The sequence below is a fragment of the Alteromonas gracilis genome, from assembly GCF_036870955.2.
Classification (GTDB): Bacteria; Pseudomonadota; Gammaproteobacteria; order Enterobacterales; family Alteromonadaceae; genus Alteromonas; species Alteromonas gracilis_A.
The window spans coordinates 494,740-510,295 of the sequence record NZ_CP145482.2; the positions used below are offsets into that span (position 1 = coordinate 494,740).

The 15,556-nt window shown below is 45.3% G+C and carries 9 protein-coding genes, 1 tRNA gene and 3 pseudogenes; 10 read left to right on the forward strand and 3 right to left on the reverse strand.

The annotated features are described in order from the left end of the window. Positions 1-218: 218 nt before the first annotated feature. From rho to V6N89_RS02360, 3 genes are all read left to right on the forward strand, one after another. Positions 219-1,484: a transcription termination factor Rho gene (rho, locus tag V6N89_RS02350; protein WP_014997165.1), complete on the forward strand. Its 1,266-nt coding sequence runs from the start codon at positions 219-221 to the stop codon at positions 1,482-1,484. Positions 1,485-1,732: 248 nt separating this feature from the next. Beyond that, entirely contained in the window at positions 1,733-3,031 is a 1,299-nt protein-coding gene (locus tag V6N89_RS02355; RefSeq protein WP_346993353.1) for an amidohydrolase, read from the forward strand. 21 nt (positions 3,032-3,052) lie between these two features. Further along, positions 3,053-5,869, forward strand: coding sequence for an ATP-binding protein (locus V6N89_RS02360; RefSeq protein WP_338519950.1), 2,817 nt, complete (start codon positions 3,053-3,055; stop codon positions 5,867-5,869). Here V6N89_RS02360 and nhaA read toward each other — a convergent pair. Continuing rightward, a pseudogene (nhaA, locus tag V6N89_RS02365) lies at positions 5,831-7,114 on the reverse strand (Na+/H+ antiporter NhaA). The gene V6N89_RS02360 and the pseudogene nhaA sit on opposite strands and share 39 nt — an antisense overlap. 261 nt (positions 7,115-7,375) lie before the next feature. Here nhaA and purE point away from each other — a divergent pair. The 6 genes and pseudogenes from purE to V6N89_RS02395 all read left to right on the forward strand — a co-directional run bounded on the left by purE (position 7,376) and on the right by V6N89_RS02395 (position 11,716). Beyond that, a complete protein-coding gene (gene purE / locus V6N89_RS02370) occupies positions 7,376-7,870 on the forward strand; it encodes a 5-(carboxyamino)imidazole ribonucleotide mutase (protein WP_346993354.1) in 495 nt (164 codons plus the stop codon). Further along, positions 7,867-9,005, forward strand: a pseudogene (locus V6N89_RS02375) (5-(carboxyamino)imidazole ribonucleotide synthase). Before purE ends, V6N89_RS02375 begins: the two are co-directional and overlap by 4 nt. A 62-nt stretch (positions 9,006-9,067) precedes the next feature. Beyond that, a tRNA-Thr gene (locus V6N89_RS02380) sits at positions 9,068-9,143 on the forward strand. 191 nt (positions 9,144-9,334) lie between these two features. After that, the gene (locus V6N89_RS02385; RefSeq protein WP_338519951.1) at positions 9,335-9,751 is read left to right on the forward strand and encodes a copper chaperone PCu(A)C; all 417 of its coding nucleotides are present in this window, start codon (positions 9,335-9,337) and stop codon (positions 9,749-9,751) included. Between the two features lie 190 nt (positions 9,752-9,941). After that, a complete protein-coding gene (locus V6N89_RS02390; RefSeq protein WP_338519953.1) occupies positions 9,942-10,415 on the forward strand; it encodes a Dps family protein in 474 nt (157 codons plus the stop codon). Positions 10,416-10,579: 164 nt separating this feature from the next. Beyond that, the gene (locus tag V6N89_RS02395; protein WP_346993355.1) at positions 10,580-11,716 is read left to right on the forward strand and encodes a PQQ-dependent sugar dehydrogenase; all 1,137 of its coding nucleotides are present in this window, start codon (positions 10,580-10,582) and stop codon (positions 11,714-11,716) included. A 67-nt stretch (positions 11,717-11,783) separates the two neighbouring features. On the opposite strand, the pseudogene V6N89_RS21660 reads toward V6N89_RS02395, so the two are convergent. Together V6N89_RS21660 and V6N89_RS02415 are read right to left on the reverse strand one after the other, a co-directional pair. Next, positions 11,784-13,897: pseudogene (locus V6N89_RS21660) on the reverse strand (S9 family peptidase). A gap of 139 nt (positions 13,898-14,036) precedes the next feature. Further along, the gene (locus tag V6N89_RS02415; RefSeq protein ID WP_338519959.1) at positions 14,037-14,366 is read right to left on the reverse strand and encodes a DUF962 domain-containing protein; all 330 of its coding nucleotides are present in this window, start codon (positions 14,364-14,366) and stop codon (positions 14,037-14,039) included. Between the two features lie 231 nt (positions 14,367-14,597). Between V6N89_RS02415 and trxA the strand changes: the two genes are divergently transcribed. Further along, the gene (gene trxA / locus V6N89_RS02420) at positions 14,598-15,464 is read left to right on the forward strand and encodes a thioredoxin (protein ID WP_338519961.1); all 867 of its coding nucleotides are present in this window, start codon (positions 14,598-14,600) and stop codon (positions 15,462-15,464) included. Positions 15,465-15,556: the final 92 nt, after the last annotated feature.

Consider the following 15,556-nt stretch of genomic DNA (forward strand, 5'->3'; position numbering starts at 1 on the left):
TAGGCCCTTTCATCGATCGAGCGGGCGTATCGATAACAAAATAATTAACATTTCGGCAGTAAAACGCTGGACGTTGATTAAATATAGTGCTAACTTTTCCTCAGCGCTCATCCGAGCAGCATTCTGCTTACGCCCATATCCGGGTGATATCAAATCTAAACTAGAACAGAGTGACAATTAGTCCTGTAAGCGAAGTTCAAGCACAAAGACCCACCAGTATGAATTTAACTGAATTAAAGAACAAACCAATAAGCGAGTTGGTTGCCCTGGCCGAGGAAATGGGCCTGGAAAACATGGCACGCGCCAGAAAACAAGACATCATTTTCTCAATCCTAAAGACACACGCAAAAAGCGGTGAAGATATCTTTGGCGATGGGGTACTAGAAATATTACAGGACGGTTTCGGCTTTTTGCGTTCAGCTGACTCATCGTATCTTGCAGGGCCGGACGATATCTATGTATCGCCAAGCCAAATCCGCCGCTTTAACTTGCGCACGGGTGACACTATTGCAGGAAAGATTCGTCCGCCAAAAGATAGCGAACGTTACTTTGCGCTGCTTAAAATCCGTGAAGTAAACTTCGATAAGCCGGAAAACTCTCGCAATAAGATTTTATTTGAGAACCTTACACCGCTACACGCAGCAGACCGTTTGCGTATGGAACGTGGTAATGGCTCTACAGAAGACATCACCGCACGTGTACTAGACCTTGCTTCGCCAATTGGTAAAGGTCAGCGTGGTCTTATTGTTGCTCCGCCTAAAGCGGGTAAAACATTGCTTCTTCAAAATATTGCACAATCGATTGCGGCTAACCACCCAGAGTGTGAGCTAATGGTATTGCTTATTGATGAGCGTCCAGAAGAAGTAACTGAAATGCACCGCCTTGTTCAAGGCGAAGTAGTGGCATCAACGTTTGATGAACCAGCTAGCCGCCACGTTCAGGTTGCTGAAATGGTTATCGAGAAAGCCAAGCGCCTGGTAGAGCACAAAAAAGATGTGGTTATCTTGCTTGACTCAATCACCCGTCTTGCACGCGCGTACAACACGGTTATCCCATCATCAGGTAAAGTACTTACTGGTGGTGTGGACGCAAATGCACTACACAAACCCAAGCGTTTCTTTGGTGCAGCACGTAACGTAGAAGAGGGCGGTAGCTTAACAATTATCGCGACTGCGCTTATCGACACTGGCTCTAAGATGGATGAAGTTATCTACGAAGAGTTTAAAGGTACTGGTAACATGGAATTACACCTTAATCGCAAAATTGCAGAAAAACGTGTATTCCCAGCTATCGACTTTAACCGCTCTGGTACTCGTCGTGAAGAGCTGCTTACTGCGCAAGACGAACTACAGAAAATGTGGATCCTTCGCAAGATTGTTCATGAAATGTCAGAAATTGATGCCATGGAATTCCTCATAAGCAAGCTGTCTATGACTAAGACAAACGATGAGTTCTTCGACGCCATGCGCAGACAAAAAAGCTAATTAGCTTTTAACGATATTCAAAAAGGCGCCTATGGCGCCTTTTTTGTTTCAGTTTGCCAGCAGCGACAAATTCGCTAGACTTCTGTCTACTTCTCATCAAATAAAAAATCACGTATTTTCTCTTATGTAATCAAGCATTGATTTCCTTTGATGAAATCTCTTGTTCTACATCACATATGCGATGAATAAGTGATGTTTTCTTTCCAAAGATGATCTACTCTGTCTAAAACATCAAAGGAAACAATAATATGTACCGGAAATTGTTATCTTTTACCCTGGCAGGGCTTTTCTCTGTTTCGGCCTCTTTCGCTAGCACAGTTGATATTGACGCACTGGCTTCTAAAGTCGAGCCCGACGTTATCAAGTGGCGACATCATTTCCATGAGTTTCCTGAATTGTCTAACCGCGAATTTAAAACCGCCGAGTATGTGGCAGATTATCTGCGTAATTTAGGTCTTGATGTACAAACCGGCGTTGCTAGAACTGGCGTTGTAGCTATTTTAGATTCGGGCAAGCCCGGTCCCGTGGTGGCGCTGCGTGCTGATATGGATGGCTTACCCGTTAAAGAGCAAAACGATTTACCTTATCGCTCCAAGCAAATGGGCGAGTATAACGGTAAAGAAGTGCCAGTTATGCATGCCTGTGGCCACGATACACATATGGCGATGTTGATGGGCGCAGCCAAAATACTTACAGAAATAAAAGGCGAACTAAAAGGAAAGGTTAAGTTTATCTTCCAACCAGCCGAAGAGGGCGCGCCTGCAGGTGAAACCGGTGGTGCTGAGGTTATGGTAAAAGAAGGGGTACTGAAGAACCCTGACGTAGATGCAATTTTTGGCCTGCATATTAGCGCAAATACCGATGTGGGTAAGGTCCGCTACAATTCTGGTGGAACCATGGCGGCGGTTGACCCGTTCAAAATCGTAATACACGGAAAGCAAGCACACGGCGCATACCCATGGAAAAGCGTCGATCCCGTGGTTACTGCCGCACAAATGATCATGGCTATTCAAACCATCGTCAGCCGTGAAATTAGGCTAATCGACGACGCAGCCGTGGTATCTGTGGGGTCTATTCACGGAGGCAATCGCTCTAATATTATTCCTAACGAAGTAGAATTAGTGGGTACCATTCGCACCTTGAATAAAGCCGCCCGAGAGCACATTTACGAGGCCTTACCGCGAAAAGTGAAGGGTATTGCCGAAAGTATGGGGGCTGAAGCAGAGCTTACATTACCGTTAGATTATTATTACCCGATTACATTTAACGACCCTGAGCTTACGCAAGCCATGTTGCCAACAATGCAGCGCACCGCAGGCGTTGAAAATACGTTGCTATCAAAGCCTGTAACTGGTGCAGAAGACTTCTCTTTCTTTCAAGAGCAAATACCCGGTCTTTATGTGTGGGTGGGCGGTAAGCCGCTCGATGTGCCTGAAGAAGAGAGCCCTGCACACCATACTCCTGAATTCTATATCGATGATTCAGGTATGAAATTAGGTGTTAAACTACTTACCAATTTCACGCTAGATTACATGGCGCAACACTAAGCAGGTGGCTGGAGACACGCATTGAAAGATAGTGGTTTTTCTTTTTCACTTTCGTGGTCTTTGGCCCTTGAAGCGCTAGTAGTTTGTTTACTCGGTGCGGGCCTTTGTGCAATACCCGCACCGTTTGACAGTAGCGGATTAGCCGTATTTGGCGTAGGGGCAGCGGTGTATGGCGCTTTGCGCTTTTCTCCCTACATATCAATTCCACTTGCGCTCATTATTAGTCTGCCTCTGTGGCTTTCACCGGGCAGCATAGTTGGCAAAGAAAGCCTTACGCTCCTTCCTGTGGTACTTGCTTTTTTTGGTTATCAAAAATCACTCAAGCAAGTCATTAAGGTAGGTGCAGGTTTTTGGTCCATTGTGTTCTTGCCAATACTTGTCCTTGAACACTCCCTTTATGAAAGCAGCAACATCAATGTGATGTTTTCTGGAGTATTAGTTACTTGGGTAAGCGGTGTGTTTGGGTTGGTTACCGGGCATTTTGCATATCTTGCGCTGCATGGTCTAAAGCGACAAACTTCATCCAAATCTGAACGAGTCACATTACACTTTCTGTTTGGTTATTTTTTCGCAGGTTGCTTTTTTGTCGCCTCTATGGCCGTCATCTATCTCTCGGTAAGCATGTTTCAGGGACTACAAGAACGCCAGATACATAGCTATATGGCGCAGCGCGTAGAGGTACTTGAGTATCAACTGTCTGACTTTATAAAGCGACATCAAAACGCAATTGCGGGGGCTGCGCAAGTACTGTCTAGCAAAGCCGTAACTGAAAACTTTGACGGCTTAGCCAGTGATCAAATGGCCATCTTGGCCAAGCAATATCCAGAGTTTCTTACATTTTTAGTCACTAATGACAAAGGTGATATTACTCAGGCACACCCAAAAGAGTTACTTAGAAGGGCGATAGCCAGTGGTCTGACTAATGTGTCGTACCGCCCCTATTTCTATGAAGCCATGCAAAGCGGCACCCCGTTTTTGTCTAACGTGTTTCAGGGTAAAGGGTTTGGAAACGACCCTATTGTGGCGCTGTCGGCCCCCATCTTAGACAACAAAGGAATGCCAAAAGGAATTATTGAAGGCTCGCTGTCGTTAAAGAGTTTTCAGGGCATAGACGCGCTGAGTTTACGCGGGTTCTCAATGTTAATCGAAGACCAAAAAGGCGAGATTATCTACGCATCCCCCGGTTTAAAGATGAACCCATTAAGCAAAGCGCCTTATTACGCGTGCGAGCCTAATTGCGGTGTTGAGGTGCAAGATCTCCGCTCCGAAACCGTGTGGCTTCGTTTTACTCAACAGCTGTCATATGTCGATTGGAAAGTAAGCTACTACTTTGACAAACGCTGGTTACTCACATCAATGAGTGGCTATTTGTTTAAAGACTTACTGTTGTTATTGGTACTTTCGGCATTTGGAACTTTCACTGGGTACGTAGTAGCTAAAATGGTAGGTGCGCCTATTAGAGGTTTAGTACGCTACGTTGCTGAGTTTGAACCTAACAAATCAAGTGATGCAAAAGTGCCTCGCCGTGCATTGCATATTCAAGAGCTCTCTTCTTTGAATGACGAATTCATGAGCCTTGAAGAACGTCTAGTGGACGCGTTTCAAGATTTAGATAAGGCCCGTAAGACCGAACAGGGTCTCAACATCGAATTGAATAACCTTAATCAATCCTTAGAGCGTCGTATTGATGAAAAGACGGAACACTTAGAAAAGGCGCTTAAAGAGGCAGAAGCTGCCAATGTTGCAAAAACGCAGTTTCTTGCCAATATGAGCCATGAAATACGCACGCCAATGAACGGCATTATTGGTTCTTGTGAACTGCTGCTAGAGTACGATTTACCTACGCATGCCGTCGCTAGAGCTACAACCATTTCCCGATCAGCCAGTAACTTATTGATGATTCTCGACAGCATTTTAGACTGGTCGAAGATAGAGTCTGGCAAGATGCTTATTGATATAGAGAATAACAACGTCGTCGAATTGTTTGAGGCCTCATGTGAGCTCTATCGCTTTTCAGCACAAAGTAAGGGTTTTGATATTGACTTAGACATTGAACCTTCTGTCCCGCCTACTTTAAAAATAGACGCTGGCAAGGTAAGTCAGGTACTGAATAACCTATTGAGCAATGCTATAAAATTCACTCAAGAAGGAAGGGTGGTTGTAAGCGTTAAGTATGAACATGGTGTTTTGCATGTCGCGGTCTCTGACACGGGGATCGGTATAGAGCCCCACAAGCAGCATCTTATTTTCGAGAAGTTTGAGCAAGCTGATGCATCCACTACGCGCCACTTTGGTGGAACAGGTCTCGGGCTTGCCATATCAAAAGGTCTAGTTGAGCTGCTTGGCGGCCAAATGCAGGTAGAGAGCATAGTTAACACAGGCACGACGTTCAGCTTCTATCTACCATGTTCACAGGGAGAAGGAGAGGTGGTTAACAAACCCCTGAATACCGCTTCCTTACCCTCTAATTTGCGTGTGTTACTTGCCGAAGACAACGACATTAACGCCGAAATAGTCATGGATATGTTTGCGTCTGAAGGCATTAAATGTTTGCGTACTCGAAACGGTCGCGACACTGTTGAGGCCGAGAAGAAATACGACTTTGACATTATTCTTATGGACTGCCAAATGCCAGTCATGGATGGACAAACCGCATCCCGATTAATAAGAAAGGAAGGGCGTAATAAAGACAAGGTGCGCATTGTGGCATTGACTGCAAATGCTTTCGCCGAAGACAAAAACGCGTGTTTAGACGCAGGAATGAATGCGCACCTCAGTAAGCCTATTCGTAAAACAGTGCTATTCGACTGTATTTCCCGTGAACTTAGTAGCGTTTGAGGCAATACGCCCGCCTTTGTCATTGTCACCTTTCTGACCGATATAACGCAGCACGATAAAGCCTAGACATGCTGAGACAAGCGAACCCGCTAAAATGCCAACACGTTCGTCAAACATTTGGTTAATACCCGTCTGTTCAAATGCTAAACCGCCAATGAATAGACTCATAGTAAACCCAACACCACACAGCAATGCGCAGCCATAGATGTGTTTGAAAGTAAGATCAGTTGGAAGTTTGGCCAGTCTTAATTTGACCATAAAAAAACAAAAGCTAAAGACGCCCACTTGTTTTCCTAAAAGAAGCCCAAGAAAAATACCAAATGTAACGGGATGAAAGATGCCGTCTGGACTGATATTGCCAAAGCTTATTCCTGCATTCGCAAACGCAAATATGGGTAAGATGGCGAAGTTTACCGAGCCGTTTAAACTGTGCTCAAGCCTTGTAACAGGGGAATAAGACTCATCCTTAGCATCTCGCATAGGAATAAAAGCCGCAAGTACAACTCCAGCAAGGGTTGCATGCACACCGGATTTCAGCATTGCCACCCACAACACAACACCGATCAAAATGTAGGCGGGAATATCTACGACATTTCGACGATTCATCTGCCACAGGAAAAATAAACAAGCTGCAGCGACCATTAAGGCGCTTAAGTGGTAATGTTGTCTGTGTAGAAAAGCGCAATAATGACGATAGCTCCAATGTCGTCAATAATCGCCAGTGTGACCAAAAACACTTTGAGGCTGGTTGGTACTCGGCTTCCAAGTAATGCCAATATGCCTAATGCAAATGCAATATCTGTTGCTGCTGGTATTGCCCAACCTGCTATTGCCACGGGGTTTTCCCAGTTTATGCCCACGTATATGAGTGACGGTAAAATCATGCCACCAATGGCGCTAAGCAGCAGGAAATACCATATTTTTCGGGTTTGAAAGCTCGCCCTCACATACTTCGCGTTTAAGTTCTAGGCCCACATGAAAAAAGAAAACTGCCATCAAGCCATCGTTAATCCACAGCAGAAGCGGTTTATCAATTGCCCAAGAGCCAGCAGAAACTTGCACTGGCATTGTAATAAGTTGGTCGTAAAGGCTATCTAGAGGAGAGTTAGCAATAATGAGGGCAAGTAAAGTCGCGACCATCAGTAAGATGCCAGGCGCTGGCTCCTTACTAAGAAATCGGCTTGCGACATCTTGGACTTCGTCAATTACCTCGTCGATGACATCGGGTTCGTGTTGTTTAGTCATTAAATCACCTTAGTACAATTTACTTAGGTGCTGTGCAGCAGGCGTTATGCATGAAGTGAACGCCTCTTATGTGCTCTACATATTCAGCACGCTTGATCATTAATTTTAGTTAATACGCAGATTTTGAGAGTGAAAGATCATTTTTGGGCACACGGCAGACCACCTATGCGTGTGATCTTTGCGGTGGGATTTTGAACCGTTTTACGCTACAATCGCGGCCTTTCCAAAGTCGACCATTTTACCTACCCCGAGGATCTCTAGATGGCAAAAATCGCGATAGTGATGGGTTCAACTTCAGACTGGCCTACTATGCAGCAGGCTGCCAAAATGCTGAAGTCGTTTGGTGTTGAATTTGAAGCAAAAGTGGTGTCAGCACACCGCACGCCCAACTTGCTAGTAGAGTTTGCAGAAAGCGCAGCTGAAGCGGGTTTCAGCGCAATTATTGCTGGTGCAGGTGGTGCTGCACACTTACCTGGTATGATAGCCGCACACACACACTTACCAGTATTTGGTTGCCCAGTGAAGTCAAAGGCACTAAACGGGCTAGATTCACTGTTATCAATTGTTCAAATGCCAAAAGGTGTAGCGGTGGGTACGCTTGCCATTGGTGAAGCCGGTGCAGCAAACGCAGGTTTATTGGCTGCGCAAGTTGTTGCACTTCAAGACGAGAAAGTACGCGATGCTATTATCGCTTTTAGGCAATCTCAAACCGACACAGTCTTGGCTTCAAGCAATACTTTGGAGCTAGATGAATGAGAGTAGTGGTTTACGGTGCTGGTCAACTTGCACAAATGATGTACCTGGCGGGAAGCCCGCTAGGTATTGACGTTCAAGCTGTAGACGTAAACAACGATACGGTTGTGCACCCGGTCAGCAAAACGCCATTAGATACTTCGTTAGAGCAAGCGTTAGAAAGTGCTGATGCGCTGACGGTAGAGTTTGAACACGTACCTGAGCGTCTACTCGAAGATGCTGCGAAGACCAATAAACTAATGCCGAATATTGAAAGCATTTTGGTTGGCGCAGATCGCGTTCGCGAAAAGAAACTTTTAGAATCAATGGGCGTGGCTAATTGTGAGCATCACATTGTTACGCACCTCGACCAGCTAGACGACTGTGTCTCAAAGCTGGGTAGCAAGCTGATCTTGAAAGCGAGCCGCGATGGCTATGACGGATATGGGCAGTGGCGTTTGAGTGATGAAGCTGATTTACCTGCGCTAAAAAGTGCATTACAAGGGCTTGATCTTGAAGCGGTGCCGCTAGTCGTAGAAAAAATGGTAGCGTTCGATAGAGAATTATCATTAATTGGTGTTCGTAATGCCAATGGTGATGTTCGTACCTATCCGCTAGCAGAAAACCTGCATCATCAAGGCCAACTTCACGTTTCTGTGGCGCTTAAGCAACAAATGTTGATGCCGCGCTTCAAAACCAAGCCCACGACATTTTTGCAAAATTAGCTAAAGGCATGGATTACGTCGGCGTTCTGGCCGTTGAGCTATTCCAAGTAGGAGATAAACTACTGGTTAATGAATTGGCGCCACGCGTGCACAATTCGGGACACTGGAGTCAGTCTGGTGCCGTTACTAGCCAATTTGAAAACCACCTGCGCGCCGTATGTGGTCTACCATTAGGCGATACTACCGCCATCGGTCCTAGCGCTATGGTAAATATTATTGGCTGCAGCAGCTTTTCACGTGACTTGCTCAGTATCGATGGTAGCCACTTACATTGGTATGGCAAATCGGTGCGCGAAAAACGCAAAATGGGTCATATTAACGTCACCACTGATAGCTATGAAAGCTTGGGTGAAAAGCTTATGGCACTAAGCCAATATTTGCCTTTGGAGTACTTTCCGAAATTAGTTGGTGAAGCGACGCGATTAAAAGGTTGACACCACAGTTTTTATCGCTAGAATACGCATCCGCTGTCTAAGGCAGCGGTTTTTTTTAGTGTGCCGACTTAGCTCAGTTGGTAGAGCAACTGACTTGTAATCAGTAGGTCGCCAGTTCGATTCCGGCAGTCGGCACCATTTTTCCTAATGCGCTTTTTTCCTAAAGCGTTATTTCGTACACTACGTTTCGTACTACTTACTGGAGCGTAGCTGTATGTCAAACCCCCCATTTTTTTAAAACTCTTTCGTACTTAATTACATTTTTGTTTTTAGCCAGTCTTTCGACTTCATTTGCACATCAACACGAAAATCATAAACATCACGATGCCATGTCAGACAGCGAAGAATTAGGCATCATGGTAATGGGAGGATACGCTCGCGCTACATTTTCTATGGCAAAAACGGGAGCAGTGTACTTTACTTTGCATAACCAAAACGCGTCAGAAGTAACGCTAACCGCAGTTGATGTAGATGCCAGCATTGCTAGCGATGCGCAAATACACACCACCGAGATGCAAGGTGATGTCATGAAAATGCGAGAAATGACTGAAGGGGTCACGGTGGCACCAGATGCAATGGTAGATTTCAAGCCCGGTGGTTATCACATCATGTTGTTAGGCCTCACAAAAGGTCTTACCGAGGGAAGTGATATCGCACTCACGCTTACTTTCGACAAGCAGCGTAAAGTGCATGTTGTATTGCCAGTTAAAAAGGATGAAAACGTCGGTCATCACCATCATCATTAATGACAGTGACATTTTGCGTGGCGTAAATAGGCAAGCGTGTCACAAGGTTCATTGAATAAGCCGATGAGCACAATCAATTTAATGCGGAATCTTTTTCACCCAATATTCGTTATTATTATTTGCTAAATAATAATTTGAATTGAATTTTATTATTTTAATTCATTAAAAAGATTAATTTGAGGAGTGTGACATGAGTAAGATTGATATTGGTATTTCAGAAAGTGATCGTAATGCAGTTGCCGAAGGGCTTAAGAAGCTGCTTGCAGATTCTTACACGCTTTATCTCCAGACCCACAACTTCCATTGGAACGTTGAGGGCCCACAATTTCGCGAGCTCCACCTTATGTTTGAAGAGCACTATACCGAACTCGCTACTGCCGTTGATGAAATAGCAGAACGCATTCGAACACTGGGTATAGCGGCTCCGGGCACGTACAAAGCATTTGCTCAATTGAGTTCTATTGAAGAAGTTGAAGGGGTGCCAGAAGCCACCGAAATGGTCCGTCTGCTGACTCATGGCCATGAACAAGTGGTTAAAACGTGCCGAGCGTCACTTAAACTGGCGCAAGATGCCGATGATGAGTCGTCAGCCGCGTTGATTGGTGATCGTATGCGCGTGCATGAGAAGACGGCGTGGATGCTAAGAGCGACGCTTCCAAGGTAAGCTGCATTTGCGCGAAATATCGCGTTTAGCGTAACTGTTAGTTCAATTGTCTTAAGGGTACAGCATCGCTGTGCCCTTTTTTGTATACTTACGCGCTATAATAAATGGACGTGACGCAACCCTGTTACTCTGCCCACGTAACAACACACTAATTGAGGCACCTAATGACAAAGTTATCCACCGCGTTAATCACCACAAGTGCACTAGCACTCAGTCAAACCGCACTGGCACACGGTTCTGGCGAGCACGAGCATGGTATCACCGATGCAGACATCACAGTGACTACACTAGCAGAAGGTCTAGTGCATCCGTGGGGTATGGCATTCTTGCCCAACGGTGACATGCTTATAACAGAACGTGCAGGTGGTATACAGCGCTTGTCAAAAGGTGGCAGCCTGTCAGGTCGCTTAGCGAATGTGCCTGCTGTCGTCGCACAGAACCAAGGTGGGATGCTCGACATTGCGATTGACCCAGACTTTACCAGCAACAGCACCGTCTACTTCTGCTACAGCAAAGAGAGCGACGTTGAAGGTAAGAAAGGCAGCAGCAGTAGCGTGGCAAAGGCAACACTTACCGATGCAGGTCTTGCAGATGTTGACGTTATTTTTAGCGCCGACTCAATTGTTGATAACGGCTTTCATTTTGGTTGTCGGTTAGCGTTTGATGCTGAAAAGCAGCTCTATATCACCATGGGCGATCGCTACAAGTACATGAAAGAAGCACAGAATACCAATAACCATTTTGGAAAAATTGTACGAATTAATCGAGACGGAAGTGTACCTACAGATAACCCATTTACTGACGGCGACGCCCCCGAAGTATTTAGCTATGGTCATCGAAATGTACAAGGCGTTACCGTACATCCCGACACGGGAAAGGTCTGGGCTATGGAGCACGGCCCTAAAGGCGGTGACGAGATAAACGTTATTGCATCAGGCGCTAACTATGGTTGGCCTGTGATCACCTACGGTATCGACTATAGCGGCGAGATTATTAGTGATAAAACGCACATGGATGGTATGGAACAACCTTGGGTTTATTGGGACCCGTCTATTGCGCCAAGCGGACTAACGTTCTACCAAGGCGACATGTTCAAAGAGTGGAATGGTGACATTTTGGTGGGATCTCTGAAGTTCACGCACCTTCGTCGTATTGACGTTAAAAACGGTAAACCGGGTGAACAGTTTGAATACTTACGCGATAACCAAGCACGCGTTCGTGATGTTGAGGTTGGCCCAGACGGTGCTATTTACCTGTTAACAGACGCGCCAAACGGTAAAGTACTTCGTTTGTCAAAATAAGCACGTTTAAATCTAAAAAAGCCGAGTTTTCTTCATAACTCGGCTTTTTTGTTTCTGCTATAAACGACTAATCATCTTTTTCTTCTGATGTCTTGTAGCGCTCGAACCAAGCCAAAATATTTCCTACCTTTTGAATTAGTCGAGATGGACGGCTTGCAATACCGTGAGAGGCACCAGGTATGCGAACCATGGCAGAATCGATACCCTGTAGTCTTAATGCCTGATAGTACTGCTCAGATTCACTAATTGGTGTGCGATAGTCTGCTTCGCTTAGTCAACAGCATAGTAGGTGTGGTGACGTTTCCTACTAACGAAAGTGGGCTGCGTTTCCATAGTTTATCTGCAATGTTCCAAGGCTTATCTGCCATCCAGTACTGACTAAAGTACGGGTATGCATCGGCGGTCAACGCAAAGCTTACCCAGTTTATAACTGGCTTGGCGACGACCGCGGCAGCAAATCGGTCAGTCATACCGATAGACCACGCGGTTAACACACCACCACCAGAGCCACCGGTAATAAAGAGATTGTTAGTATCAATGTAGCCCTTAGCTATTACTGCATCTACCACATCCATCAAGTCGTTGTAATCTTTAGAAGGGTAGTTGTGATGGATAAGGTTGCCGAACTCTTCACCGTAGGAACTACTGCCTCGAGGGTTAGACCATACCACCACATATCCTTTTGCTGCCATAAGCTGAATTTCCATGGCAAAGTGAGGACCATAAGCCGCATGTGGCCCGCCGTGAATCTCTAGAATAAGCGGGTATGTTTTACTGCTATCAAAGCCAGGTGGAAGTGCTATCCATGCATCAATGTCTCGACCATCTTCAGAAGAAGTAATGGTGAGATCTTCTACTTGCGCTAGGGTTTTGTAACCTAGCGCATCTTCGTTAAGGTGAGTGAGCACGTCATCATTTTTGCCTTTTCTGTAAAGGGCTAAGTCACCAGGCATTGAGCGTGCCGCCGTGGTGTAAACAATGTCTCCCTTTTTACTAACAGCAAAATCGCCAGAGGTGTAAGGGCGTCCTAATGCTTGCCCACCTATGGTGATATCCAAAGGTTTAATGTCACCTTTCAGGTTTACTCGTGCAAGCTTGGTATCCCCTTTATCCAAATGAGAAAACAACAATCCGCGGCTGTCCTTTCTCCAGACAAATTTACCAATTGACCTATCAAGCGATGTTGTTAAACGCGTCACCTCTTTGGTTTCAAGGTTCATTACCACTAGGTCACTGTTTTGATAAGACAGCTTTCTATCATCAAGTTGAGTGAATGCCAGATGCTTACCATCTGGACTAAGCTGCGGCTTAGCTCTCTGGACCGTTCATCGAAGTGACCTGTTCGGTTTTCCCGTTAGAGACATTCACTCTGTAAATATCGCTTTCTAGCGGGTGTAATGCGTAGTCTTCTCGGTGTGGCGTGGCGAAATAAATCCATTCATCGTTTTTAGAGAAAGCCAACGTTCCGCCGTTTGGAAACTTCCCTGAAGTGAGTTTACGTGGCGTACCGCCTTCTACGGGTAAAACAAAAATTTGGTCGTAGCCTTCGCGCAGGTAACCCCTACCGTCGCCGCGATACCGTGTTGATTCAATATACGTAGCCGTTTCAGCCCAACTAGCGCCCTTTGGTTTTGCAGGCATTGAAGTAAATAGCGGGGCTTGTTTTACTTCATCGAACAAGGTGAATGCGAGTGTGCTACTGTCGTTAGACCAGGTTAGCTGACGTGGAGCCTCTTCAAGATTAGTAAGACGAACCGACTGCTTGGAATCTAAATAGTATAGATGTAGCTGGGTACGTTTATTCGCACTTTTGGTGTAGGCAATGTATTTACCGTCTGGCGACATAGTGGCTTGAGATAAGTTTACGTCATCGCTTATAAACGGACGGTGCTCACCTGACTTAATGTTAACTTGCCACAAACGGCTCTGCCTGCCGTCGGTCATAATATCCATGCTTTGACGGCTGTAAATTACAGTGTCATCGTTGATAAATTGCGGGCTGGCAACAAATTCAAGATTAAACGTATCTTCAAAGTTCAACGGGTTAATCGTATCGGCATCCGTTGACGTGTTTGTTGTGTCTTCTAAGGCAGCGACAAGGCTTGTGTTGAGCATTAATAGAGATAGAGTGGCAGAGGTAAGCGTAAACCGCTTGCGTGTTAAACGGCGAGACGTAAACATGTTGAGTTCCTTGTTGTTTTTCTACTCGCACACTAGGCGCGATAAGTTTTGCTTAACCTTATCGCGTTATTTAAATATGTGTAAAGTTTGTGCGCTAAATGCCCTATAGCATGTGATAAACAACACGGTTACTCGTTATCTAACCTTTTAAACTGACCTTACCTATTAGAATATCTTTAAACATAACCCAGTCACCGATAAGACTATACAAGGGATGCTTAAACGTCGCGGGCTTATTTTTTTCAAAAAAGAAGTGTCCAACCCATGCAAATCCATAGCCAACCACAGGTATAAGCCAAAGTAGCGCGTAGTTTCCGAGATAAATAGACATCGCGATAACAGCAAGCACAAGCCACGAGCCGACAAAGTGAAGCGTTCTGCAGGTCGCGTCGCTGTGCTCGTTTAAATAGAACGGATAAAACTCTTTAAACGACGTAAATTCAGTAGTCGATTCAGTTTCTGCAGTCATAAATCACCTCAATTAAGTCAGGCACGAAGGAAGCCAAATACTCAGCTTATGGTGTATGCCATTTAGCAACAGTAAAACACACAAACGCATTTACAGTAAATTAACATGAGCATGCGCAAATAAATGTCGTGAATATGACATTGTGAAGGGTGCATAGACTGTTGCCCTTGAGTTTTGCATATCAATACCCCATATTTCTTCGCATAAAAGCAATCGTAAAAGGCGCGGGTTATGGAAAATTTAGTTGCAAATCAGGCAACCATAGTTGATATCACAGTTGAAAATTTTCAGCAGGTTATCGTTGAAGCATCACAAGAAAAGTTGGTACTTATCGACTTTTGGGCTGACTGGTGTGAACCCTGCAAAGACTTAATGCCGATACTAGAAAAGTTAGCAGGAGAATACAGTCAGCACTTAATACTGGCGAAAGTAGACTGTGAAGCGCAGCAAGAAGTGGCGGCGCAGTTTGGAATTCGTAGTTTGCCCACAGTGATGGTGGTGCAAAATGGCCAACCTGTAGATGGTTTCGCTGGCGTACAGCCCGAGCAACAGATTCGCGAGATGCTCGCGAAATACCTGCCGAATCCAGAAGACGATTTATTGGCTACAGCAGGTAAAGCGATTCAGCAGGGCAACTATGCTGAGGCGTTACCCGCGGCAAAAGAAGCTGTGGAGCTCAACCCCGACAACATCAACGCAAAATACATGCTGATTGATTGCTACATAGAGACGGGCTCAATTGATTTAGCAAAAACATTGCTACTGGACATCAAGCTTGTTGATCAAGACTCTCGGTATAAGTCGTTGTCAGGCAAAATTGAGCTGGCAGAGCAAGCGGCAGATACGCCTGAAATTAGGCAGCTTACGGCAGCGGTTGAAGCTAACCCAGACGATCTTCAGTTGAAAGTCGACTTAGCGGTGCAATTGCAGCAGGCCAATAAAGCACAGGATGCCTTAGAGTTACTGTATGGTGTACTTAAAAAAGAGCTAAGCTTTGGAGATGCACGCAAGCTTATGATGGATATGATGAATGCGTTGCCTGATGGTGACCCATTAAAATCTGAGTATCGTCGCAAGGTATATAGTTTGTTGTACTAGCGCTTCAGGGGCAAAGAAACAAAAAAGGTCAGCAATGCTGACCTTTTTTCATTAACCTGGACTTTTACTTAAACCATTACTGGCCTAGCAGA

Excerpts from the sequence above, each read along its gene's own strand:
- trxA (WP_338519961.1), top strand. The coding sequence starts at position 14,598 with ATGGAAAATTTAGTTGCAAATCAGGCAACCATAGTTGATATCACAGTT.
- purE (WP_346993354.1), top strand. The coding sequence starts at position 7,376 with ATGGCAAAAATCGCGATAGTGATGGGTTCAACTTCAGACTGGCCTACT.
- V6N89_RS02385 (WP_338519951.1), top strand. The coding sequence starts at position 9,335 with ATGTCAGACAGCGAAGAATTAGGCATCATGGTAATGGGAGGATACGCT.
- V6N89_RS02355 (WP_346993353.1), top strand. The coding sequence starts at position 1,733 with ATGTACCGGAAATTGTTATCTTTTACCCTGGCAGGGCTTTTCTCTGTT.
- V6N89_RS02395 (WP_346993355.1), top strand. The coding sequence starts at position 10,580 with ATGACAAAGTTATCCACCGCGTTAATCACCACAAGTGCACTAGCACTC.
- rho (WP_014997165.1), top strand. The coding sequence starts at position 219 with ATGAATTTAACTGAATTAAAGAACAAACCAATAAGCGAGTTGGTTGCC.
- V6N89_RS02390 (WP_338519953.1), top strand. The coding sequence starts at position 9,942 with ATGAGTAAGATTGATATTGGTATTTCAGAAAGTGATCGTAATGCAGTT.
- V6N89_RS02415 (WP_338519959.1), bottom strand. The coding sequence starts at position 14,366 with ATGACTGCAGAAACTGAATCGACTACTGAATTTACGTCGTTTAAAGAG.